This window comes from Luteolibacter sp. (genome assembly GCF_058122085.1).
This window is the reverse complement of the sequence record NZ_JBIKBQ010000040.1, coordinates 1-23220: the sequence shown is the minus strand read 5'-3', so window position 1 is coordinate 23220 and position 23220 is coordinate 1. Positions and strand designations below refer to the sequence as shown.

Genomic DNA, 23220 nt, shown 5'->3' with positions numbered 1-23220 from the left:
TTGGAAATGTGTGGAGTTCTAGAATTCATCGAAGGCGATCTGGCTGGCGGAGACGCCCAGGCCATCGAGCATCTTCGTGCAAGCCTTGATCATTGCGGGCGGCCCGCAAAGGTAGAATTCGATGGCAAGCGGGTTATCGTGGCTGGCGAGGTAATGATCGAACACGGTCTCGTGGATGAATCCGCTGTGGCCGCTCCATTCGTCCTCCGGCCATTGGAGGAAGTGGTGCACACACCAACGCCGGACGAAGAGCGGAAACTGCTCGAAAACGTGATGCCTCCTGAACTGGTGGCGAGGGTCCGGTCGGAAAGTTGACCGGTGAAAGGGGGCTGGGCCGGAGACGGCCCGGCCCTCAATCTTTTGGACGCGTCTAAATTTCCTTCAGCCGAAGAGACAATCGAGATCGACCAGGAGAGATTGGACGAAGTCATCGCCACGGAGTTCGCGGGACGTTTGGATTTTGTGGATCATACCGGCGTGGACCAGTGCGGGCGTTGCGCCTTCGAGTGCTTCGCGGAGTTTGACGGCTTGGAAGTGCCCGGATTTTTCGTCGATGCCGGGCAGGCCAAGGGTTTCCGCAAAGCGGGTGATGGTGGCGAAGAGAGGCATCCAATCGGCCCAGCGGGGAAAGGCGCTTTGGCTCTCCGCAGACGGAGGAAGCAGGAAGAGCCAGTCCGCGGCGCGGACGCGGAAGTGCTTCTCGCGACCGTGGCGGACGGAGAGGACCTGGCCGGATTCCTCCATTTCGTTGAGGATCTGCTGGATGGATTTGGAGAAATAGCCGGTGGAGCGCGCGATGGCGGCGGGGTGGCCGGATTCATGGGTCAAGAGCCAGGCCATGATCTCGGCGCGAGCGTTCACTCCTAACAGCGCGCGCAGGGTGAAGATCAGGTTTTCCCTGGCACGCGGAGGGGGCGGCTGGCTCATGCCGCGGAGTTCGAGTTTGCCACGCAGCAGCCCGTGTTTCGCGAATAAAGGATCGACCTCGCCGGACGGGGTGGCAGGTGAGCCGTCCTGGCGGATGAAGAGTGATTCGGGCTCGGCGGCATCCGCGTCTTGATCCGCAATGACGCGCCACTTGCGGTGGGAGACTTGTTGGCCGAGCAAATCGGCAATGGCAGCGAGCACGCGCGAATCCGCGACGCCGGGCCAGCTCCGGTGCAGGCCTTGGAGCCGCTGGAGGCTGATGCGGCGTCCGAACTTTACCAACCAGTCGATGGATTCATCCATCAGTCGGGAATCGTGACGTCCGAAGCGGGTGGTGGCGAGCAGCAGGGCCTCGGGATCGATGATCCGATCATCGCTGGGAAGCGGATATCCCGCCACACCGATGGACGACCATTGGTGCCAGAGCAGATCGACCATCCTCGTGTTGAGGTTGCTAAGGAAATTCTGGAATGAGGTCGGCATGGCCGAGTTCGCGGAGAAGGGTGGGGATTTTGGGATGCGCCGGGATTTCGTAAATGTTGCGCAACACCCAACGCAGGAGTTCTTCGGTCTCGAAGCGAGTGGGGCCGAGGCAGGCGAGGTCCTCGATGTCGCGACGCTGGTCGCGATCCAAGGCGGCGCTGAGTTTGAGCAGGATCAGGCCCTTGCGGCCGATGAAGCTGATTTTGAGATTCCGGCCGTATTCGCGGGTATCGAGTTCCTGCCAGAACCAAGATGGAAGCGTGGAGAGATCGAAGCCGTGGAGGGAGGCGGCACCGTTGAGCCAATCCGGATCTAGCCGAAGCTCTTCGGCCACCTTGGCGGCGGCGTGTTTCACCGCCTCCGGCAACGGGTAGGCGCTGACGATATTTCCCTCCCATTCCCGTAGCGCCATCACGTTCACATCCTTGGTCTGGCGGGTGCTGAGGGTTGCACCAGCAGGGCGCTACCGCCGCCGACAACCAGCCAAACAAGGGCTGACTGTTGCTCACCCAGAAATTCGTCGAGAAGTTCAAGGGCGGTGATGAGTTTGGTTTCGTTCATCGAGAAGAGTGTTTAGACGTCCATTCAGAGAGTTTTAACCCTATTTTTTCAAACCCTTGCCGCTCGCATCAACCATGGGAACTCATCAGCCATGTCTGGTCGCGCTCCCCGCAATGGAGCGTTGCAGCGAGCGTGCCCTATGTTCTTCATCCCGCCTCCAGTCACCGTCGCCGCCTACGGCCTGCTGTGGTTCTCCGCGCTGTTAGCCCGCGCGGAGAACCAGCCCCTCACCTTCCTGCGCCCGCCGAAATGGCGCAAAGACCACCGCGAAACCGGCCGCCTTCCATCCACCGGCGACCTGCTCCGGTTGTTGCGCGCGGAAATCTTGGACCGCGCGCCAATCGATGGGTCACGTTGTTTCCCTGATTTGGCATCACTCCCGGCTGAGACAGCCGGGACATCTTCCACAAAGAAAGCCCGGCCGTGTGTGGCCGGGCTTTTTGGTGGCTGGGAGCCGGGATTATTTCATCTCGTCTTCCTCGTCCACGGTGTGGGTGAGGATGAACTGGAGGTCGTCGAGGCCGAGGTTGGAGGCGAAGCCTTCATCGCCGAGCACGTTGGTGACGAGCTGGGTTTTCTGGTGCTGGAGGATGCGGATCTTTTCCTCCACGGTGTCGCGGGTGAGCAGTCGGTAGGCGATGACCTTGTTCTTCTGGCCGATCCGGTGGGTCCGGTCGATGGCTTGGTTTTCGACGGCGGGGTTCCACCATGGATCGTAGAGGATGACATACGACGCCGAGGTGAGGTTGAGGCCGGCGCCACCCGCCTTGAGCGAGAGCATGAAGACGGAAGGGTCCTTGGTGGTCTGGAATTTTTCGATCTCGCCCTTCCGGTCCTTGGTCTGGCCGGTGAGGTAGTTGTAGGGGCGGTTGTTGAGTTCGAGGCGCGCCTTGATGAGGTCGAGCATGGAAACGAACTGCGAGAAAACGAGGACCTTGTGGCCTTCCTCGTGGAGCTGGTCCAACAGGTAGAACAGCGACTCCATTTTCGCGGACTCTTCCTTGAGGTATTTCGGATCGATGAGGCCGGGGTGGCAGCAGATTTGCCGCAGGCGCATCAGGCCTTGGAGGATGGCGAAGGAGTTTTTCTTCACCGCCTCGTCGGAATCGAGTCCTAGCAGCGCTTTTTGGATGCGCTTGAGTTCGTTTTTGTAGAGCTCGAGCTGAATGCCTTCCATCTTCGAATAGACTTCCTCTTCGGTCCGCGGCGGCAGGTCCTGGGCGACCTGCAGCTTGGTGCGGCGGAGCAGGAACGGACGCAGTCGCGAGGCGAGGCGGCTCTGGCTGAGCGGGTCCTTGCGCTTGTCGAAGCGTTTCTTGAAATACGCGCGGCTGCCGAGCACGCCGGGCATGGCGAAGGCCATCAGCGACCACATGTCGAGCAGGCGGTTTTCGATGGGCGTTCCAGTGAGGACCAGGCGGTTCTGGGAGTCGAGCTCGCGGGCGCACTTGGCGGCCTTGGAGTCGGGGTTCTTGATTTGCTGGCCTTCGTCAAGGATGGTGGTGAGCCACTTGATGCCGTTGAGTTCCTCGCCGCAGACGCGGAGCTGGGCGTAGTTGAGGACGAGGATGTCGATGTTGTTCTGGATGTGCGGAACATCGATGTCGTCGCGGTTCTTGAGAATCTTGACCTTGAGCTGCGGGGTGAATTTCCCGGCTTCGCTGAACCAGACGTCGAGCACGGACTTGGGACAGACGACGAGAGCGGGCTTTTTCATGCCGCCGGTCTTGCGGTGTTCCTCGAACAGCCAGAGCAGATAGGTGAGCGACTGGATGGTTTTGCCAAGGCCCATGTCGTCGGCGAGGATGCCGCCGAAGTTGTTGACGCAGAGGTAGGCGAGGAACTTGAAGCCATCCACCTGATAGGGGCGGAGGGTGGCGTTGAGGCCGTCCGGCAGGTCGGGGTTGACCTCGAGCTGGATGTCGTTGGCGCGGTTCTTGATGCGCTCCCAAGCTTTCGGATCGAAGACCTCGGCGGCCTTGGGATCGGAGAGCTGCAGGGCGTGCATGCGGTGGGTCTCGCCGGAGAGGTCGAAGGGATCGAGGCCGAGGCGGGTGACGGCTTCGCGTTGGTCGGCGTCGAGCTTGATTTCGAGGCGCATCCAGGTGCCGTCGTCCATGCGGACGTAGCCACCGCGGGCGGCGACAAGCTGGCGGATCTGGGCTTTGGAGAGATTCGCGCCCTGCACGTCGATGACGATGCGGAGGTCGAACCAGTCGATGTCCTGGCCGATGACTTCGAAGCGGACGGCCGCGGTGACAGGATCGGCGAGGATGGATTTGAGGCGGAGATCGATGTCGAGCTCGATGTTCTCGGGCATCGCCTTGATCCATTCCGCGAATTTTTCCGGGAACTGCTTGGTGATGCGGGATTTGAAGGAAAGCAGCTTTTCGTCGTAGCTGAGGCCCATTTCGTCGAGGATGGAGGGGACCGGATAGAGATCCTCGCGGGCGAAGCGGAGGAGCTGCTTGCCTTTGACCGGCTGTTGTTCGGCGAGTTCCCAGCCTTCCTTGACGAGGCGCTCGGTGCGGCGGCCCTTGGTCTCGATGGCGGTGACGTCGATGACGAGGTGCTCGGTCTCGGCGGCGGTGAGACCGGCGATGAGCTTCATTTCGAACTTCGGCTTGAGCTCGAGATCGATGACGCGCTTCTTGAGCGACTCCGGCAGCGCGGCACCGATCTTGCGGAGGAACTCGACGCCTTCGAGCGAGTCGATGACGCGCGTCGGAATCAGATAGCGCGGCATCACGTCGGTTTCCTCAAGCCAGCGTGGCGGGCCGGGGAAGACGGTTTCGTCGGATTGATAGAGTTCCTTGCGGCCGGGAAGGAGGCGCACGGAGTGGGAGACGTTCTCACCGGCGGCGGTGACGAGCTGGAGAGCGAAGCTCTTCGGGTCGTAAGGCTCGTCCTCGCAGACCCAGGAAAGCGGTTCTTCGGAGACTTTGAATTCCCGTTCGTCGAGGTTGACGATGTAGCCGCTGAGGGCGGGCTGGCGGAAAACGCGGTTCATGAACCGGCAGGATTCCTCCTGGTCGAAGTCGAGCGTGGTGTCGCCGTATTTGCGATAAAACGCGAGGTAGTGCTCCCAGAGCGTCTGGCTGGAAGCATCCATCAGCAGGGCGGCTTCGTGGTGGAGATTGACGTAGTTCTCGATGTCGTTCTTTTCGCGAAGCTGGATCCAGACGCCGGCTTTGGCCTCTCTCACTTCGAGGCGGGCCTCGTTGATGGTGGCGACCAGCCGGAAGCCGACCGTGAGCGGAGCGTCCTGCGGCGGGCGCTCGTTGACAAGCTCGATGCGCTCATACCAGGAGGCGACTTCGCGCTCCTGTTCCCAGTCGGCCATTTTCTTCTGCACGTGACCGAGATCGGTGATCACGCTCATGAACTCGGGGTAGGGGAGCTTCTTCTTGTAGAAGGCGTAGGCGATGTAATTCCAGAACTCCAGGATATCGCCCGGCGGGATCGGCCAGAGTTCGAGCGGCTCGTAGGTGGTGATTTCCCAGCGCGGGGTGATCCGGACCATGTCGTGGTCGTGGAGCTCGCCCTCGATCACGTAGCGGCGGTAGCGTTTTTCGATTTTGGTGACGAAATCCGCTTCTTTGTCATCGAGTTCGCGACCGAGTTTTTCCTCGATGATGTCGAGCACCGGCGTGTCGTCGAATTCATTGGGCGATTCCGGCAGGTCCTCGCCGCGGTGCATGCGCTCCATCATGGTGGCATACTGGCAGGCACCGGCGATCAGCTCGTTCTCGGCGGTGCAGGAGCCGAACCAACGGTTGCCCTGGAGGCGGAGGCTGGTGCGGAAAGTGCCGGTTTCGTCCTCGACGCGGCCTTGGATGAAGAGGTGGTTTCCGAAAATCTGGGTGACGGCTCCGTCTTTTTGGAGCATTTCCCCCCGCTTTCTGGCATCCTCTGGAAAACTGTTGAGGAAATTTAGGGTGGCTCTGTCTGGATTCATCTCGTGTGAAGTTGGAAAAATTGCCCGGAAATTTTGGCGCGAAGGTATTTCTCCACGCCACGCAACGCCGGGCTGCGAGAGTAATCCACGAAAACGGGGGGACGCAATAAAAACCTTATAACCGCATTTGCTCGCCGCATAAGTGCGTAAGAAGACCGCTAAATCGAGAATTCGGCCGATGGACGCTCTGGATCTGCCGCGGCTTTCAGCGCTTCCTGACGACCGCCCGGAAGCTGATGCCAAGCCCGCCAACCACGAACAACGCCGGGAACCAGATCGAGTAGCCCGGCGCGAGCGAATCCGGCTTCAAGACCACGAACTCGGGGTTCGCGGGATCGACCCGGCAAGTCGTCGTTTTCCCGACCGGGTATTCCGAGACCCGCTGATCCGCGAGCTCGCGCTTGGAGGACCACGGACTGCCGCGCAGGGTCAAGTGGTCGCCGGTGCGGGCCACGCCTTTCCATTCGTAGCCGAAACTCAGATCCTGGCGGAATTCCGCAGGCGAATTTTCATCATGCCGCCGTTCCTCCACTTCCGAGGTGATGATCACGCAGGCGACTTCCGGCCAGCTTCGCATTTCGCGCGCCCTGAGGAAACTTCGCGCCATCAGCCAGACGAAAAGCCCGCCGAGCAGGGCGATCACCAAGCCGAGGATCGCCAGATACCAACGTCCCGCGCGGCTGTTTGGGGCGGCGGTCTTGGTGGATCGGGAGGAATCGTGCTGCACGCCGGAAGCTATGCGGTAGATGCCGCCGGGATGCCATCCGAAATCCTCCGCGGCCGAGTTCCTTGGGCGGGTGAAATTTTTCCTGCCGTTCTGCGGGTTTCGGGGTTTATGTAGGCCATGCGTCGCCGCCACCTGATTTTGATCCTCGGTTTCGCGGCCACCGCGATGCTTGGATATTGGCTGGCGGGCACCGCGGTCCCTGTGCAGGCCGCGCGGGAGGCCGTTCCGGAATCGCATGCCGGACCCAGACGGACGTTCATCGCCGATGAGCCGGCTCCCCGATTCCGCCGCGGCGAGCGGCTTCCGGCATCCCGCCGCGATGACGCGGCGGTGGATATCGGCGCGCTGCCGGGGCAGCGGATCGTGGTTTTCAAGAATCAGGCCGCGCTGGACAATTTCCTGAAGCGGGCAGGGGACAAGGTCCGTCTGATGGGCCGCCTCGACGCGCTCAACGCGCTGCGCATCGGGTTTTCCGATGCCGCTGATTTGGATTGGCTGCTCGATGGCGAGGCCGAGGCTTCGTTCGTTTTTCCCGTGGACATTCCCACCCCCGGCGAGGGAACCGCGCAAGCGGGAGCGGTGGCTTTGGGCGACGGCTTGCTCGACTGGCTCGGCATCACGGGCGACAATTCCACCTGGGGCAGCGGCGTCCGGATCGCGGTTTTGGACACCGGCGTGGTTTCCAGTTCCGCTTTTGGCAGCAAGATTTCCTGGATCAATTTGGTCGATCTCCCCGCCGATCTCTCCAAGCAGAACGGCCACGGGACCGCTGTGGCATCCATGATCATCGGGCAAAACGCGCTGACTCCCGGCGTCGCGCCCGGCGCGGAAATCATTTCAATCCGCATCGCCGACGACTGCGGCCAGTCGGATAGCTTCTTGCTAGCCAAAGGCATCGTCGCGGCGGTCGATGCGGGGGTGCGCCTGATCAACATCTCGATGGCCAGCTTCGGCGACAGCGCGCTGGTTAGGAACGCCATCGAGTATGCGCGGGCGGCCGGCTCGCTGATCGTGGCGGCTGCGGGAAACAACGGGATCGACCGGGTGTCCTATCCGGCCGCGAACGACGGCGTGATCGCGGTGGGCGCCGTGGATGCTTTGGGAAATCACCTGGATTTCTCCAACACCGGCAGCCAAATCGACATCTCGGCAGCGGGTTTCGGCGTGAACGCGGCGTGGACCGGCGACCAGGCCGCGAGCGTTAGCGGAACCTCGTTCAGCAGCCCGATCGTGCTGGGCGCGATCGCCGCCGTGAAGAGCTGGCCGGGGAACGAGAAGCTGTCGATGCAGCAAGCGGCGGACGTGGCTTTTTCCTATCTGAATGACGGCGGCGAGGCCGGCGCAGACGCCGCGTTGGGTGCGGGCATGGTTGACTTGGGGCGTGTTTTAAACGGGAAAACTCCCGGCATTTACGACGCGGCCCTGGCCTCGCAGCGAATCCTCGCGCCAAGTCCCGGTTATCCATACGGCCACGTCGAGGTGCTGGTGCAAAACCGGGGCACCGAAACCCTGATCAACACCGCGGTCCGGATTTCCACGCCGGGCGGTGTGGTGGATTCCAACATCACTGCGCTCGCCGTCGGTGCGGTCCAAGTCGTCCGCGTTCCGGTCTCGCAACAGGCGGCCGCGAGCATCCGCTTCGAATCCAAGGTTAGTCTATCCGGCGGCCGCACGGACGCGAAGCCTTCCAACGACTGGCGTGTTGAAACTTATGTTCCGGCTGGCAGCAAGTAGCATCTTCTTCGCGCTCTGCGTGTCGGCGCTGGCGGACTTCGCAGCACCGGTCCCGGCGAACCAGCTTGTCGTCGCCGGCAATGCCTGCGGTCCCACCGCGCTGTTGAACGCGTTCCGCTTCGGCAATCCGGACTGGCAGCGCGCGTCTAACGCCATCGTGGGCGACACCGACAAACAGCGCATTTACACCATCATCCGCGAGAGCGGCATGCGCCCGTCCAACTCGATCAAGGGCCGCCCGCGCTGGTCGCGAAAAGGCGTGAACATCGCCGATCTCCACGACATCGCCAACGAACTCACGCGCGGCCGCTTCCTGCCGCTGATGAGCCAGGAGGTACTGTTTCTCAAGCCGGGCGAGACTCAGGAAAAACTCCTCCGCCGCGTTCACGGCCGGTTCGCCACCTCGCTCGCCAAAGGCCTGCCGCCCGTCATCAGTCTCCGCCGTTACGCGTTGCGCCGCCAGGACGGAAGCCCTCCCGCATGGGTCGTGCTCGACGCCCACTTCGTCACTCTCACCGTAGCTCCGCGGAAGCTGGAAAAGAACGCCCGCTCGTTCCCGGTGAGTTACATCGATCCTTGGGGCGGGAAAATCTGCCAGGGCTCGATCGCCATTTCGGACCGCGCCGTGCTCGCGAACGCCGCCGCCGCCGCGCCCTGCCTCGAAGCTGTTTTTCCGGATGCGTTGGTCGGGAAGAAGCTCATCCGCGCCGGCGAGTCCACCGCGCTCACCGTCGCGGCGGTGCTCGGGAGGTGGTGATTCCGTGCGGTTATTCCGCGCTCCAGGCGGGCAGGGTTTCCTGAAGGATCGTGGCGATTTTGCGACGCTCGCTCGCTTTGATCGCGGGATGGTTTCCTTCGGCCGGCTCGCTTTCGAGGACGCGGTGCAGACGCGCGATCACCGCGGATTTGATCCGTGCGGGAAGCGCTTCGAAAGTCTTCGAGTAGATCATGTAAGAACAGCGGTGTTTGAAAAGCCGCGTGCCTAACTGGAAGTCCGCGAGCGAGCGGCCGTCGCTGGATTTGGGGAAGCGGCGGGTGAACGTGTCCTGGAAAGCGGGGTCGCCCTCCACGCCGTTTTCACCGGGGTCCGCCTCGTTTTCAAAGAGCAGCAGGTCCACGATTTTCCGGGCGGATTCGTCGGCGTGCTTGCCGGTCAGGCCCGCGTCGGGATCGACCGCAGGGTCGAGCGATTTCTGGAGCCAGTGGCTGCGGCGGTAGTTCATGCCGGCGGCGATGAGCTGGTTGTGGAGCTGGCATTGGTGCTCGAGCACCATCAAGGACACGATGTCGCTGGTCGGGCGGAGATAGCGGGACAGGTCGATCTTGCCGGCGAGCGTCATCAGTTCCGGGGATTCCTGCGGCAGCTCGCGGCCGTCGGATTCCTTGTAAGTCCGGTTTCCCAGATGGGGGAGCGAACTGCGGCCCGTCACGTAGTAGCCGCCCCACCGCTCGGGGATCGGGCTGGAGTTGTCAGTTAGAAAAGTGCCCAGCGACAAGAGCGGCTGGCCGTTCTCATCCGGAAACACCGACCGCACCAGCATGCCGGGGATCGATTCCGTACGCGCCGTGCCGTGGCAGGACAGGCAGTCCGAGTTGTCGCGACTGATTTGCAACGCGGGTTCGGAGCCGTCGGTCCCGATGAGGTAATAGACGGAACCGAGCAGGGGATCATGAGTGATGACCTCCATGTCGCCGCCGGGGACGTAGCCGACGTAGGAATTCTCGTTGAAAAACAGGCAGCGCGGATTTCCCGGATGAATCAGCGGATTCTGTTTGCTGGTTTTCGAAAACACGAGGATTTGGGATTCCTCGGGGATTTCGAGCAGCTTCAACACGAAGCGGAGTTTCTCCAACGGCGTGGTGCCATCGACTTTCCGCTCCCCCTTCGCCAGTTCTCCGGCGAGTTTGGCGATCGGATCGTTGGAGGCGGTCTCCGAGTAGCGCAGCGGCGGCAGGTCCCACAAGTCCGTGGCCGCAAGGGCGCTGCCGATGCCGAGGAGCGTGACCGCGATGGACGCGAGTGGTTTCATGATGACTGGGAAGTGAATCAATGTGTTCCGGCTGTCTCAGCCGGTTTCAGAGCTACCGGATTTCCGTGGCACCTGTATCACAAAAAAGCCCCGCCTGAGAACAAGCGGGGCTTTTGATGGAAAATGCGGAGCGGCTCAGCCGAGCACGTCGTCCATCGCGTCGATGAGTTCCTGCATGGTGGCTTCGGTTTCGTTGCCCATGTTGGAGATGCGGAAGGTGGTGCCTTTGATTTTGCCGTAACCGCCGTTGATGAGGAAGTTGTGCTTGGCCTTCAGGTTCTTGATGAAGCCGGAGAGGTCGAAGCCTTCCGGTGTTTTGAAGCACGTCAGTGCGAACGATCGGCGGCCTTCCGGCGCGAAGAGTTCGAAACCGTGTCTCGCGCCCCAGGCGGCGATCATCGCGTTGGTCTTGGCATGGCGCGCCTGGCGGGCGGCGAAGCCTTCCTTGGCGATTTCTCCGAGCATGTATTGGAGGCCGAAGATGATGGAAATGGCCGGGGTGGAAGGCGTGTTGTTGACGGCGGCGTTCTTGGCGAACTCGACGAAGTCGAAATAGTAACCGCGGTTAGGATTGCTCTTGGCGCGCTCCATGCCGGCTTCGGAAACGGCGAACACGGCGAGGCCCGGAGGCAGCGCGAGGGCCTTCTGGACACCGGCTAACATGACGTCGATGTTGTGGGCGTCCATGTCCATCGGCACGGTGGAGAGCGAGGAGACGCTGTCCACGATGAGCATGGTGTCCGGGAAGGATTTCACGACTTTGCACACGCCTTCGAGGTCGTTGAGCACGCCGGTGGAGGTTTCCGAGTGGATGAAGGTGACGGTGTCGAATCCGCCTTCCGCGAGCTTGGCGCGGACGGCTTCAGGGTCGATGGCTTGGCCCCACTCGACCTGCACGGCTTCCGCTTCGAAGCCGCATTTTTTTGCGACATCGAGCCATTTGTCGGAGAACGCGCCGCAGCAAAGGCAGAGCACTTTCTTTTTGGCGAGGTTGCGCAGCGCGCCTTCCATCACGCCCCAGGCGGACGAGGTGGAGAGGAACACGGGGCGGGCGGTGCCGAAGATTTCCTGAAGGCCGGGCTGGGTCGAGGCGTAGAGTTCCTCGAAATCCTTGCCGCGGTGGCCAATCATGGTTTGCGACATGGCGGCGAAGGTTTCTTGCGAAACATCGACGGGACCGGGAGCGAAGAGTTTGGGTGATGACATTGTATGTGGGAGTGGGAACATCGAACATCGAACATCGAACGTTCAACATCGAACGTCGAAGTGAAGAAATTTATGAAGGAAGAAGGTGGTAGGACTTGAGGAGGTTGGCGAGGCTGGCGGTGTTGGCATCGCTCATCGGAGCGAGCGGGAGGCGCAGATCTGGCAGGCAGTGGCCTTGCAGGGCGACGGCGGTTTTGATCGGGACCGGGTTGACGTCGAGCGACATCAGGCCGCGCATGAGCGGGTAGTATTGCTTTTGCAGGGCGAGCGCTTCGGGGAAATTTCCGCTGAGGCAGGCTTTGACGAGCTGGACGATGATTTCCGGAATCAGGTTGGAGGCGACCGAGACCAGTCCGGTGGCACCGCAGGAAACGAAGGGCAAGGTGAGGGGATCGTCACCGCAGAGGATGCCGAAATCGGCGGGCAGCGCCTGCACGAGTTGGTTGATGCGGTCCACCGAGCCGCCAGCTTCCTTGATGGCGACGATGGTCGGGCAATCCGCTGCAAGGCGGGCGGCGGTCTCCGGGGCGATCTCGATCGAGGAACGGCCGGGCACGCTGTAGAGCATGATCGGCAGGTTGGTGGATTCGGCGATCGCCTTGAAATGGAGGTAAAGTCCTTCCTGTGAGGGCTTGTTGTAATACGGGCAGACTTGCAGCGAACCGGTTGCGCCGAGGGCTTCTGCGGCTTCGGTGAGTTCGATGGCCTCGGCGGTGGCGTTGGCCCCGCTGCCGGCGACGACCTGGCAGCGGCCGGCGGCGAATTCCACGGCGAGGCGGATCACCTCGATGTGTTCATCCGTGTCGAGGGTGGGGGATTCCCCGGTGGTGCCGACGGGCACGATGCCGTCGATCCCGGCGGCGATCTGGCGCTCGATCAGGGATTGGAAGGCGGGAACGTCGATTTCGCCGTCGCGAAAAGGGGTGATGAGAGCGGTGTAAGTACCGGGAAATGACATGGCGGGGCGGAAGATGGACAAAACCGGGCGCGGGTCCAAGCTGTATCCTGCGGGGAGCGGAAATTTTCAGGCGTGAAGGGGCGGGGACGGCACGGAGTTAAGCGGCGTTTAATTGAGAGTGGCAGGCGCGCCTTCCAAAGCTGCTTGAGCCGGCCGTCTCGTCCTCGTTGGGTTCCCGTTTCCCTCTTGTTACTGCGGTCGGGTTTGGAAGCGGGGGGTGCAATTGACGGGGATCTGGCTTGATTTGTTAAGATCTACGAAATAATTTCCGGGACTGCATCCCGCATCGTGAAAAAGCGCCGTCCTAAATACTCTGCCAAGCGCCCGTTGAAAAATCAGCGGCGGACGCGGATTTCCTTTGCGGAGGTGCTCAGTTCGGCGAACCGGCGGGCGCACGAGCAGGCGAACCGGCGGAGTGGGAAGCGCGGCGAGAAGTTCGTGTGGGCCGCGGTCGCGGAGGCCGAGTTCGACGACGAGATGGAGTCCGCCGAGTGGCTGAAGCGGCTGATGCGGTGGAGCCTGGCCTTGATGCTTTTGCCGCTGTGCTGGGTGACGAGCTGGACGTTTCTATCCAGATTCTCACAGGCTGCGGTGGATCAGGATTTCTGGAAGACGGCGGAGTTCTGGTATTTCGCGACGGGCGCGCTGGTGATGGTCGGCTGGTTTTGGTCCGGCTTGTTGCAGTCGTTTTTCCTGTATCTCTACGTGCTCGGCCATGAGCTGACGCATGCGTTGTTCGTGGTGCTCTATCGAGGTAAAGTGACGGATTTCCACGTCAGCACGAGCGGCGGCTACATCACGACGAACAAGACGAACCTGATCATCGCGCTGTCGCCTTATTTCGTGCCGTTCTGGTCGGTGGTGTGCGCGGTGCTTTACGCGGTGGTGCGGCATTTCGCCGGGCTTTCGCAGGAATGGGACCGCCTGCTTTACGCGGTGATGGGCATCACCTGGACCTTCCACATGGTCTGGACCTTGTGGATGATTCCGCGCGATCAGCCGGACTTGAAGGAAAACGGCACCTTCCTCTCGCTGACCGTGATTTATCTGGCAAACCTGCTGGTCCTGGCCGGCTTGCTGTGCGTGGCGGGAGATTCGCCGTGGCAGAACACCCGGGAATTCGCGATGGAGTGGTTGCGTTATGCGGCGACCTGGGGCGACGAGTTGCTTCGCCGGACGAACGAGGCGATCGCCTCGTTCCGCGCGGCGGGACGGTTATGAGGATGGCGGTTTTCCGGGTTGATATCGGGGACGCGCGGAAGGATGCTGCGGCCGTGATTTATCTGGATGCCAACGCGACCACGCCGCTTCCGCCGGAAGTGTTGGAGGCGATGTTGCCCTGGTTGCGGGACGGGTTTGCGAATCCATCCGGCAGCTATGCGGCGGCGAAACTGGCGCGGCGGGCGATCGACCAGGCCCGCGGGCAGGTGGCGGAGTTGATCGGCGCGGAGCCCGGGGAAATCGTCTTCACCGGCGGCGGCACGGAGAGCGTGAACACCGCGCTTCACTCGCTGGATCGCTTGGCGGGGCAGGGGACTGCGGTGGTTTCCGCCATCGAGCACAGCGCGGTGCTGCGCTTTGCGGAAACTCTAACGAGGAGCCGGGTGCAGGCACCCGTGGACTCCGGCGGACGTCTGGAAATGGCGGCGTTCGCAAGGGCCTTGGACGGAGCCGCTTTTGTCTCGCTGATGGCGGCTAATAATGAAACGGGGGTCATCCAACCGCTGCGCGAAGCCGCGGAGCTGGCCCGCGAGCGGGGAGTGCCGGTGCATTCGGACGCGGTCCAGGCGACTGGGAAAATCCCGATGGACGTGCGGGATCTGGGCGTGGACCTGCTTTCCTTGTCGGCACACAAATTTCACGGGCCGAAGGGCGTGGGTGCGCTTTTTGTGCGCGAGGGTTTGCGCTTCGCGCCGCTTCTGCACGGTGGCGGGCAGGAGGCGGGGCGGCGCAGCGGCACGGAGAACACGGCGGGCATCGTGGGCATGGGAGCCGCGGCGGCATGGCTGGCGCGGGCCGCGAAGGAGTCCGTCGGAGCGATGCGCGACGCGTTCGAGTCCAGGGTGCTGGCGGAGATTTTCGGTGTCACGGTCAATGGCGACCTCGCCCACCGGCTTTCTAACACCAGTCATCTTTCGTTCGACCAATGTGATGCGGCGGGCTTGCTGATTCTTCTCGATGAAGCGGGAGTCGCTTGTTCCGCGGGGTCCGCTTGCATGACCGGCAAGCAGCGGCCTTCCCACGTGCAGCTCGCGATGGGCATCCCTGAGGCGCGGGCGAAAAGCAGTTTGCGGATCAGTTTTTCCCGGCTCAACACGATGGAGGAAGCGGTGGCCGCGGCCGACGCATTGCGGAAGGCCGTTGAAAAGCTGCGGCGGGTGCAGGGTGCCGGCGTGGGGCCGGTGGTGGTGTATTCACCCCGCTGAAACACAGGTGTTAGCGCCCGACGGCTTGCAAGCGGAGCAGCGGCTCTCGGGTGCTTTTTTCGGAGGTGGCTTCCAGCGCTTTGGCAATGAGCTTGTCCAGGTCGCCGCGCTTGCCGCTCTTCTTGAGGATGGCGGTGGCGGCCTCCTCGGCGGCGGTCCGGAGCTCGGCTTTGGGACTGAATTGGACGACGGTTAGCAACGACTCGAACTGGGCGTCGCCCGCGGCAGTGCGCAGGACTTGCATCGCGGCGACGGCGGAGCGGACGTCCGGCGAGGTCCGCGCGAATTCGAGCAAGGCGGGAGCCATCGAGCTGTTGGCGCGTTTCGCGAGCACTTCGAGAATCATCGCCTCGCGGACTTCGGGGAGGATTTGCGTGCTGGTGGTGGCGAACGCGGTGAGGCTCGCGTCGATGTCGCTGCCGTCACTGGCTTTTGCCAGAGCGAGCGCTTTGAAGATGTTTTTCTGCTTTTCCTCGGTATCGGCATTGGCCACCGCTTCGAGGAAATGGTTGAACTCCGCGCCGGTCATCGGAATTTCGGTGGTCCCGTCCGCGACCGCCTCGACGAGCATGACTTCGTAGCGTTGGCTGGCTTTGCTTTGTTTGATCCGGTTGGCGAGGATCAAACCACCGACGACAACGACGAGGAGCGAAGCCGCCGCAATGGTGATTTTCAGACCTTTACCGGAACTTTTCGGCGTGTGGTTGGGGACGTAGGGTCGTGGCGGGAGGACATGCGGGGAGGACGTCGGCGTCGGTGGAAGGACGTTCGGAATTTCGTGTGAAGAAGTGTAAATACTGGGTTTCGAGCCCTCGGGCGGCAGCAGCGGTTGGGGTGCGGTGATGACTCGGGGTGGCTCGGGGACCGGAGCGGGTTCGGGCTCAATGGGCGCGGCTTTTTTAACGGGCGTCAAATGGCCGGGCGCCATCCGCGGATTGGTGACGACTCGTTTGGTGGGAGCGGTCGGCTGGGTGTCGGCGGCGGGAGGTGCCATGCGGGGGCGGGGACCGGCCGGGACCGCGGGTTTGGCGGTCCCGAGGCTCATCGTGGGGTTGGGATTCTTGTCGTTTTTTAAGAATACCAGAAGTGCGTCTCTTGCCGATTCGGGGCGATCGTCCGGAATTCGATTGATGAGCCACATGATCCAGTCACAGACCCAAAGCGGAATGTCCGAGCGGACTTCCTGAAGCGGAGTGACCCGGTGATGGAGGTGGGCTACCATCACGTCGTGACCGGTTTCCCCGTTGAACGGATATTTGCCGGTCAGCGCCTGATAGTAAACGCAGCCCATCGCGTAAATGTCGGACCGGGCGTCGAGCGGAACCCGCTCGAACTGCTCGGGTGCCATGAAAAAAATCGAGCCGAACACCGCTTCGATTTCCTGCAAGTCTTCCAGCGACTGGGATTGGGTCAAGGTGGCCAGGCCGAAATCCACGATTTTCATCTGGAATTTCCCCGACGGGAGCCAGGTGAGCATCAAGTTCGAGGGCTTGATGTCGCTGTGGATCAGGCCGAGTTCCTGCGCGGCGATGAGGGCTTCCAGCGTCTGGAGGGCGAGTTCGCGAAAGTCAGGCCAGGTGAGCGGGGCTCGCTCGATGAGTTCGTCGAGGGTTTTGCCGCTGATCAGTTCCATCACCACGTAGGGGCCGTCTTCGTCCGCGCCGACGTCATAAACGGTGACGATGTTGGGGTGTTGGAGCGAGGCGAGCGCGCCGGCCTCCTTGATCAGCTGGCGGGTGGATTCCTCCAGCAGGTCGGGATCTCCGGCGGTCACCGAAATCCGCTTGATCGCGACTTCGCGACTCATCCGGGTGTCATATCCCCGATAAACCGCGCCCAGTCCTCCCTGGCCGATTTTCCCGCGGATTTCATAACGTTCTTCCATGATTTCGTCGCACTTCAAAATGCAAGGTTATGCCACGGACCGCAACCACCAAAACCCGGCATCACGAAGCGGCGCGCTCCAGACGCTCCCTCCGATACTGGGTCGGCGACGTTCCGACGATGCGGACGAAGCTCCGGTTGAATTGCGAAAGCGACTGGTAACCGATGAGAAACGCGATTTCCGAGATCCTCGATTCGGGTTTGAGGAGCTCGCGCTTCGCCCAGTCGATCCGGCAGCGGTTGACGTAGTCGGTGAGTGTCAGGCCGGCGGAGTCTTTGAAAAGCCGGCAGAAGTGTGATTCGCTGAGCCCCGCCTGGCGGGCGACTTGGCCGAGCGGCAGGGGCTGATCGAGGTTTTCGTGGATGTATTTGCGCGCCTTGGCGATGGCGGCGGGTTCGCTGCCTTCCTCGATGATGGTGAGGGAGTCCGCGTGTTCGCTGAGTTGCTCGCCGAAGCTTTCAAGCAAGGTGACCATGCTTTGGTAGCGTTGCGGTTCGACGAAGCGGGTCTGCATGTAGGCGGTCTTCAGGGCGGTGCGGGCTTTTGCGTTCAGCGTCTTGCGGCCGATCGCGCCGAGCAGGACTTCGAATTGTTCCTCGGTCGGAGTCTGGCTGAAGACTTGCCCGGTCTTCAAAAAGCCGATCACCGAGGCCCCCATCTTGATGGGCACCGCGGTCGCGCAGAGGCCGGCGAAGCAATGACAGGTGGTCGGCCCGCTGACTTCCGCCTCTTGCATCAGGCGTCGGTTGGTTTCCAGACAGGCTCCGCAGGCGCTGTTGCAAAGATTGAGAGCTTCGCAAAACGGACTCCGGTTGACGGCTTGGTCGTCGAGGCACCAGTTGTCTGGATCCGCGGAAACCAGCCGCAGCGGAAGCCCTGTCGCCGTGCGGAACGCGTCCTGATAAATCTTGAATCGCTCGGAACTGGCGATCCGTTGAAGCAAGGTGGTTTCGAACTCCTGATGGGCTGAATAGTTGGCTGGCATGGACTCGTTTGAGGAAATCTAGCCAAGGGTAGGAAGATTTCCCTGAGAGTTCAACCTTTGTTCCTGCTTCGACCCCTGGAAATTGTCGCGATGATCAAAATCGACACGATCGAGCTCATCGGCATCAGCACCGCGGCGAGCAGCGGGCTCATTTTTCCGGCGCTGGAAAACGCCACGGTCGTCAGATTGTAGAGCAGTGCGAAACCGAAGGCGGTCCGCACCGCATTCGCCCGCGCCGCGGCGGTGTCCAGCAGGCGGGGGAGGAATTCCAGCCCCGCGCCGAGCGTGTAAAAGTCCGCTTTCGACTCCAATAGACTCCGGTCCACCACCGGCGTGCCGGTGACGAACGAGGCGTCGAAGGCGAGCGAATCGTTCGCCCCGTCGCCTAGGTAAAGCGTGTCATGGCGGTCCATTTCCATGACCGCTGCGGCCTTTTCTAGCGGCGAAAGCCCGCCGTGCGCCTGGTTTTCCGGCAGGCCGAGTGCCTGCGCCATGCTCGCCACTTTACGCGGGTGGTCGCCGGAAAGCAGGTGCAGCGAGAGCCCGCGCCGCTCCAACCGCCGCAGCATGGCGATGGCTCCGGGCCGCAGCGATTCGCTGAAATGAAAAGCCGCCACCAGTCCGCCATTCCGCCGCAATTCGCTCCCCGCCGTCTCGGCCGCGGCCGCCACCGGACCCTCGCCCGACCAGCCGGCTTTGCCCAACGACCAGCCGCTCATCGAAACTCCGAGCCCGGGAAATTCGTGGGTTTCCGGCATTTCACCCGCCGCCAGCAGCTTTTGGCCGCGCGTGCCCAGCGCTTCGAGCAGCGAGCGGGCGATCGGATGGAGCGAGCCGTGCGTCATCCGCGCCAAGGCCAGCGCGGCCTCGTCGTCGAGCGCCGCGATGGCTTCCGGGTTTTCCAAAACCGGCCGCTCCAAGGTCAGCGTCCCTGTTTTATCGAAAATCACCCGCCTCACCCGCCTCAAGCGCGACCACAAAGTCGCCGTCCTCGTGAAAACCCCGAGCCGCTCCATCGCCGCCGCCGCCAGATCGTCCGCCAGCGGAATCGCCACGCCCAGCGCGCACGGGCAGGAAACCACGAACACCGAGATCATCGCCTGCACGCCCGTCAGCCAGTCGCCGCGCTGTCCCCAGAAAACCAGCGCCGCCACGCCCGCCACCAGCACGATGCTCAGATAGACCCGCAGCAACTTGTCCAACCCCGGCGTCCCGCGCTCGCCGCCCGCCGGTGCCGTTAGTTTTGCGATCAGCGAGTCCTCCCAGCGCTCGCTCGCCTCCACTGCCGCCGGAGTACGGCTCAGTAAAATTGCGCCTGCAGGCAATCTCGCCCCCGCCGAATAGCGCACCGGGTCCGCCTCGCCGTGAATCCATTCCAGCGAGAAATCCGCCTCGCCCGCCGCCAGCAATCCGCTCACCGGCAGCGCCTGGCCCGGGCCTAGCAGGAATTTCAGCCCCGGCGAAATCTCCGCCCGCCCCACCGGCGCGCCCACGCCATCCGCCAGCGGCACCGCTTCCGGCACGGGTTGTTGGCGCACCAGTCGCCGCCGGTTCCGCTCCACCGCCGCCGTCTGCAAATACCGCCCGGCCAGCATCAGGAACACGAAGATCGACACGAAATCAAAATACATCAGCCCCTCTTTCTTCAGCGCCCAGCCCGCGATCGACCCCGCATACGCCGCCACCAGCCCCAGCGCGATCGGCAGGTCGATGTGCAGCGCGCCCGCCCGCAGCGCCCGCCACGCCCGGTCCATGAAATACCCGCCGCCGACTAACATCGACAAGGTCGCCGACAAAAATGCGATCAGCTTGAACAACTCCGCGAACTCGAAATCCGCCGGCATTCCCAGATAGACCGGCACCGAGAATCCCATCGTGTTGAGCGCGAAAGCCCCGCAAAGCCCCATTCGCGCCGCCAACCGCCGCCGTTCATGGTCGCCGCTCACCGCGCCCGCCGGAGCCGCCACATAGCCGAACTGGCAGAGCTCGCGCAAAAACGGCTCCAGTTCGCACCTGCCCGGCATCCATTCCAGATAGATCCGCCCGCTCGACGGGCTTGCCGCCGCGCGGATGCTGCCCGCGTGCCGTGCGAAAAGTTTCTCCACCAGCCACACGCAGCCGACGCAGGAAATCCCCTCCAACGCCAGATCCAGCCGCGCGCCGTCGCCCGCCGCCACCGCCTTTTCCTCCGCCTCCAGCACCTTCGCCGCCAGCCAGGAAAAGTCGTGCTCCTCGAACGGCCGGCTCCGCACAGGAGCCACTGCCAGCCCCTGTTTCAAATCGTAAAACTGCTCGAAGCCGTTTTCGGAAATCAAGTCCGCCACGAACTCACAGCCCTTGCAGCAAAAGCGCGTCGCCGCGCTCTTCGCCAGGTATTCCGTTCCACAATGTTCGCAGCTCGCCATCCGCGCGGAGTCTCAGGTCGCCCGCCCGCCGCTGCCAAGCATCTCCGCTCACAAACCACGCGGGTTTTCTCAAAGCTTCTTCGCCTGCGACAGCAATTCCTCGGTCGCGTCCAACCGTTCCCACGCGAATTCCGGGCGGCCGAAGTGGCCGTAACACGCGGTGCTCCTGAACACGGGCTCCCGCAGTTTTAAGTGGTCGATCATCCCCCTCGGCGAAAGCGGGAAGACCTTCCGCACCAACTTCGTCAGCGAATCATCCGGGAGTTTTCCCGTCCCCGCGGTGCTCACCATCACCGACACCGGGTCCACCAGGCCGATGCAATAGCCGAGCTGCAACAGACACTCGTCCGCCAGTCCGGCGGCCACGAGGTTCTTCGCGATATAACGGCTCATGTAGCCCGCCGAGCGATCGACCTTCGTGCCGTCCTTGCCGCTGAAAGAGCCGCCGCCGTGCGTCGCCCAGCCGCCGTAGGTGTCCGCGACGATCTTGCGTCCGGTTAGGCCCGTGTCGCACTGCGGTCCGCTGACTTGGAATTTTCCGGTGCCATTGATCGTGATCTTGGTCTTCGCGTCCAGCAGGTGGCCGACCACCGGGCGCACCACTTGGGCGATGATTTCCTGCTTGGCTTGCTCGCTGGTGAACTTGCCGTCGGGCGTGGTCACGGCGGCGGTGTGCGAGGCGGCGATGACCACGTGGTCCACGCGCACGGCTTGGCCGCCGCGGTATTCCACGGTCACCTGGGTTTTGCCGTCAGGACCGAGATAGGGCAGTAATTTTTGTTTGCGGACATCCGCGAGTTTCCGCGCCAGCCGGTGGGCGAGCTGGATCGGCACGGGCATGAATTCCTCCGTCTGCGTGCAAGCGTAGCCGAACATCAGTCCCTGGTCGCCCGCGCCGATCCGCCCGCTCTCCCGGATGACGCCGCGGCTGATGTCCGGCGACTGGCCGTGGATCGTCCGCAAAATCGCCGCGGTGTTCACGTCGAACCCGTATTCCGGCGAGTTGTAACCGATCTCGTCGCCCACCTCGCGCACCAACCGGCTCACATCGAAAAGCCCGCTGCCGCTGATTTCGCCGCCGACGATCAACATGCCCATGGTCACGTAGCATTCGCAGGCCACGCGCGCCATCGGGTCATGCCTCAGGCATTCGTCGAGCACCGCGTCCGAGATCTGGTCGCAGAATTTGTCGGGATGTCCCTCCGTCACGGATTCGGAGGTGAAAAACAGGTTTTCGGGATACATCGACATGGTGGTGCAACATAATCCAATTCCGGGAAATCGCCCGGGGTTGTTGACAATCGTTTCACAAGCGCGCTGGAAGATTGCCATCCGGTCCGGGGCGTTTCATCGTCCCGCCCGCTCATGGCCGTCGAAACCAAACCCGCACCCACTTTCCGCAAGACCGCAGAACTCCAACAAGGAGCGACCGCGGTGGAAGACGTCACCCGCGCCCTGCCGCACGCGCTCGGGCCGGAGAAAAGCCTGTTGTCCTCGATGTTGCAGGACCCGCAGGAATACATCGGCGTGGCCATCGAGGAGAAGCTCACGCAGGAGCATTTCTATCTGCCGTCGCACTCGACCTTGTTCGCGTTCCTGATCGAGCTGTTCGAGGCGGGAAATGAGGTCGAGCTCGTCTCGCTGGTGCAGCGTCTGTTGGACCGCGGCCTCCTCGACCGCGTCGGCGGGCCGTCGTCGCTGACGGATCTTTACACCTACGCGCCGAGTCCGGGGCATTTCCGCCACCATCTCCAGCACGTGAAGGACAAGTTCGTCCTGCGCTCGATCATCCAGAATTCCAACGAAGCCATCGCCCAGGCTTACGACGCGCCGGACGAGGTCGAAGCTCTGCTAGACACGGTGGAAGCGAAGATGCTCGCCATCCGCGAGGGCTCGGAAACGAACAAGGCGCCCACCATCAAACAGTCGGTGCACGAGGTCATCGAGCAGTTTCAGGCGCTGATCGCAGGGGAAAAGGGCGCGCAGGGAATCTCCACCGGTTTCGAGGAGCTCGACCGCATGAGCAGCGGCCTGAAGCCGGGGGAAATGTTCGTCGTCGCCGCCCGTCCGTCGATGGGCAAGACCTCGTTCATGATGAACATGGTCGAGCACGTCTGCCTCGACCAAGGCAAGTCGTCGATGGTTTTCTCCTGCGAAATGAGCGCCTTCCAACTGGTGCAGCGCCTCGTTTTCTCGCGCTCGAAATTCGCGATGAGCCAGCTCTCCCGCGGCTACACGCCGACCAAGGGCGACCTCCAGCGGATCCAGCGCGCCGCGGTCGAAACCTCCGCGGCCAAGCTGTTCATCGACGACACGCCGGGCATTTCCATCAACGAGCTCCGCGCCAAAGCCCGCCGCAAGAAGCGCGACGAGGACATCCAGTTCATCGCCATCGACTACCTCCAGTTGATGAAATCCCGCACCAAGCAGGCGGAGAGCTCGCGCGAGCGGGAAATCGCCGAAATCTCCGCCGGCATCAAAGGGCTTGCGAAAGAGCTCGGCATCCCGATCTGCATTCTCGCCCAGCTCAACCGGGGGCCGGAAAGCCGCGCCGGCAAAAGCCTCGGCGTGCCGCGGATGTCCGACCTCCGGGAGTCCGGCTCCATCGAGCAGGACGCCGACATGGTCGGCCTGCTCTATCGGACCGCCTACTACGCGGAAAACGACGAGGAACGCGAAGCGGAAGCGGGCAAGGCCGAGCTGGTTCTAGCAAAAAACCGCAACGGCGAGACCGGCAGCATCCCGCTCACCTTCATCGCCGACCTGATGCGCTTCGAGACCGGCCCGCCGGCGCGGGAAGCGGAGTGACGCGGTCGTATCAGGTTCCTCACGCGGCATGCGCGGAGGCTCCTATGGCGACCCGGATTACCAACTGTCCACCTTCCGCAACTACCTCGATCCCACGGCGGAAGCCGCCATCGCCGGCTTCCGCCTC

Annotated in this window: 18 protein-coding genes; 5 read left to right on the top strand and 13 right to left on the bottom strand. The window is 62.6% G+C overall.

What is annotated here, in order from left to right:
* Positions 1 to 18 precede the first annotated feature (18 nt).
* The 6 genes from AC4DF4_RS07860 to AC4DF4_RS07835 form a co-directional block, all read right to left on the bottom strand.
* Positions 19 to 231 (bottom strand): hypothetical protein, encoded by a 213-nt coding sequence (locus AC4DF4_RS07860; RefSeq protein ID WP_490047567.1) that lies wholly within the window; start codon positions 229 to 231, stop codon positions 19 to 21.
* 150 nt (positions 232 to 381) lie between these two features.
* Positions 382 to 1410: a hypothetical protein gene (locus AC4DF4_RS07855; protein WP_490047566.1), complete on the bottom strand. Its 1029-nt coding sequence runs from the start codon at positions 1408 to 1410 to the stop codon at positions 382 to 384.
* Entirely contained in the window at positions 1382 to 1822 is a 441-nt protein-coding gene (locus tag AC4DF4_RS07850; RefSeq protein WP_490047565.1) for a hypothetical protein, read from the bottom strand. Before AC4DF4_RS07850 ends, AC4DF4_RS07855 begins: the two co-directional genes overlap by 29 nt.
* A 5-nt stretch (positions 1823 to 1827) precedes the next feature.
* Positions 1828 to 1971 carry a hypothetical protein gene (locus AC4DF4_RS07845; RefSeq protein ID WP_490047564.1) on the bottom strand — a complete coding sequence of 48 codons (144 nt, stop codon included), beginning with the start codon at positions 1969 to 1971 and terminating at the stop codon, positions 1828 to 1830.
* A gap of 460 nt (positions 1972 to 2431) precedes the next feature.
* Positions 2432 to 5860: a DEAD/DEAH box helicase gene (locus tag AC4DF4_RS07840; protein WP_490047563.1), complete on the bottom strand. Its 3429-nt coding sequence runs from the start codon at positions 5858 to 5860 to the stop codon at positions 2432 to 2434.
* 274 nt (positions 5861 to 6134) lie between these two features.
* Positions 6135 to 6656, bottom strand: a complete 522-nt coding sequence (locus tag AC4DF4_RS07835) for a DUF3592 domain-containing protein (protein ID WP_490047562.1) — start codon at positions 6654 to 6656, stop codon at positions 6135 to 6137.
* 117 nt (positions 6657 to 6773) lie between these two features.
* Here AC4DF4_RS07835 and AC4DF4_RS07830 point away from each other — a divergent pair, with 117 nt between their 5' ends.
* Complete coding sequence (locus AC4DF4_RS07830; RefSeq protein WP_490047561.1) at positions 6774 to 8390, top strand: S8 family peptidase; 1617 nt, start codon at positions 6774 to 6776, stop codon at positions 8388 to 8390.
* A complete protein-coding gene (locus AC4DF4_RS07825) occupies positions 8359 to 9147 on the top strand; it encodes a hypothetical protein (protein WP_490047560.1) in 789 nt (262 codons plus the stop codon). The genes AC4DF4_RS07830 and AC4DF4_RS07825 overlap by 32 nt, the downstream gene beginning before the upstream one ends.
* Positions 9148 to 9157: 10 nt before the next feature.
* On the opposite strand, the gene AC4DF4_RS07820 is transcribed toward AC4DF4_RS07825, so the two are convergent.
* The 3 genes from AC4DF4_RS07820 to dapA form a co-directional block, all read right to left on the bottom strand.
* Entirely contained in the window at positions 9158 to 10420 is a 1263-nt protein-coding gene (locus AC4DF4_RS07820; protein WP_490047559.1) for a hypothetical protein, read from the bottom strand.
* A 135-nt stretch (positions 10421 to 10555) separates the two neighbouring features.
* Complete coding sequence (locus tag AC4DF4_RS07815) at positions 10556 to 11626, bottom strand: pyridoxal-phosphate-dependent aminotransferase family protein (protein WP_490047558.1); 1071 nt, start codon at positions 11624 to 11626, stop codon at positions 10556 to 10558.
* A 70-nt stretch (positions 11627 to 11696) separates the two neighbouring features.
* Positions 11697 to 12584: a 4-hydroxy-tetrahydrodipicolinate synthase gene (dapA, locus tag AC4DF4_RS07810; protein WP_490047557.1), complete on the bottom strand. Its 888-nt coding sequence runs from the start codon at positions 12582 to 12584 to the stop codon at positions 11697 to 11699.
* Positions 12585 to 12872: 288 nt separating this feature from the next.
* Here dapA and AC4DF4_RS07805 point away from each other — a divergent pair, with 288 nt between their 5' ends.
* Together AC4DF4_RS07805 and AC4DF4_RS07800 are read left to right on the top strand one after the other, a co-directional pair.
* Positions 12873 to 13805, top strand: coding sequence for a hypothetical protein (locus AC4DF4_RS07805; protein ID WP_490047556.1), 933 nt, complete (start codon positions 12873 to 12875; stop codon positions 13803 to 13805).
* A gap of 53 nt (positions 13806 to 13858) precedes the next feature.
* Positions 13859 to 15010 (top strand): cysteine desulfurase family protein, encoded by a 1152-nt coding sequence (locus AC4DF4_RS07800; protein WP_490047555.1) that lies wholly within the window; start codon positions 13859 to 13861, stop codon positions 15008 to 15010.
* 10 nt (positions 15011 to 15020) lie between these two features.
* Here the strand turns inward: AC4DF4_RS07800 and AC4DF4_RS07795 are convergent, their stop codons facing one another.
* The 4 genes from AC4DF4_RS07795 to metK all read right to left on the bottom strand — a co-directional run bounded on the left by AC4DF4_RS07795 (position 15021) and on the right by metK (position 21530).
* Positions 15021 to 16895, bottom strand: a complete 1875-nt coding sequence (locus AC4DF4_RS07795; RefSeq protein WP_490047554.1) for a serine/threonine-protein kinase — start codon at positions 16893 to 16895, stop codon at positions 15021 to 15023.
* A gap of 61 nt (positions 16896 to 16956) precedes the next feature.
* A complete protein-coding gene (locus AC4DF4_RS07790; protein ID WP_490047553.1) occupies positions 16957 to 17880 on the bottom strand; it encodes a helix-turn-helix domain-containing protein in 924 nt (307 codons plus the stop codon).
* A 50-nt stretch (positions 17881 to 17930) separates the two neighbouring features.
* Positions 17931 to 20285: a heavy metal translocating P-type ATPase metal-binding domain-containing protein gene (locus AC4DF4_RS07785; RefSeq protein ID WP_490047552.1), complete on the bottom strand. Its 2355-nt coding sequence runs from the start codon at positions 20283 to 20285 to the stop codon at positions 17931 to 17933.
* A gap of 69 nt (positions 20286 to 20354) precedes the next feature.
* Positions 20355 to 21530 carry a methionine adenosyltransferase gene (gene metK / locus AC4DF4_RS07780; protein ID WP_490047572.1) on the bottom strand — a complete coding sequence of 392 codons (1176 nt, stop codon included), beginning with the start codon at positions 21528 to 21530 and terminating at the stop codon, positions 20355 to 20357.
* Positions 21531 to 21650: 120 nt separating this feature from the next.
* On the opposite strand from metK, the gene dnaB reads away from it, so the two are divergent.
* Complete coding sequence (dnaB, locus tag AC4DF4_RS07775) at positions 21651 to 23093, top strand: replicative DNA helicase (protein WP_490047551.1); 1443 nt, start codon at positions 21651 to 21653, stop codon at positions 23091 to 23093.
* Positions 23094 to 23220 lie beyond the last annotated feature (127 nt).

What these genes read in the sequence shown, in the direction of transcription:
- AC4DF4_RS07815 (WP_490047558.1), bottom strand. Translation starts at nt 11,626, where the DNA reads ATGTCATCACCCAAACTCTTCGCTCCCGGTCCCGTCGATGTTTCGCAA.
- AC4DF4_RS07820 (WP_490047559.1), bottom strand. Translation starts at nt 10,420, where the DNA reads ATGAAACCACTCGCGTCCATCGCGGTCACGCTCCTCGGCATCGGCAGC.
- AC4DF4_RS07795 (WP_490047554.1), bottom strand. Translation starts at nt 16,895, where the DNA reads ATGGAAGAACGTTATGAAATCCGCGGGAAAATCGGCCAGGGAGGACTG.
- dnaB (WP_490047551.1), top strand. Translation starts at nt 21,651, where the DNA reads ATGGCCGTCGAAACCAAACCCGCACCCACTTTCCGCAAGACCGCAGAA.
- AC4DF4_RS07830 (WP_490047561.1), top strand. Translation starts at nt 6,774, where the DNA reads ATGCGTCGCCGCCACCTGATTTTGATCCTCGGTTTCGCGGCCACCGCG.
- dapA (WP_490047557.1), bottom strand. Translation starts at nt 12,584, where the DNA reads ATGTCATTTCCCGGTACTTACACCGCTCTCATCACCCCTTTTCGCGAC.
- AC4DF4_RS07855 (WP_490047566.1), bottom strand. Translation starts at nt 1,410, where the DNA reads ATGCCGACCTCATTCCAGAATTTCCTTAGCAACCTCAACACGAGGATG.
- AC4DF4_RS07845 (WP_490047564.1), bottom strand. Translation starts at nt 1,971, where the DNA reads ATGAACGAAACCAAACTCATCACCGCCCTTGAACTTCTCGACGAATTT.
- AC4DF4_RS07790 (WP_490047553.1), bottom strand. Translation starts at nt 17,880, where the DNA reads ATGCCAGCCAACTATTCAGCCCATCAGGAGTTCGAAACCACCTTGCTT.
- AC4DF4_RS07840 (WP_490047563.1), bottom strand. Translation starts at nt 5,860, where the DNA reads ATGCTCCAAAAAGACGGAGCCGTCACCCAGATTTTCGGAAACCACCTC.
- metK (WP_490047572.1), bottom strand. Translation starts at nt 21,530, where the DNA reads ATGTATCCCGAAAACCTGTTTTTCACCTCCGAATCCGTGACGGAGGGA.
- AC4DF4_RS07785 (WP_490047552.1), bottom strand. Translation starts at nt 20,285, where the DNA reads ATGGCGAGCTGCGAACATTGTGGAACGGAATACCTGGCGAAGAGCGCG.
- AC4DF4_RS07850 (WP_490047565.1), bottom strand. Translation starts at nt 1,822, where the DNA reads ATGGCGCTACGGGAATGGGAGGGAAATATCGTCAGCGCCTACCCGTTG.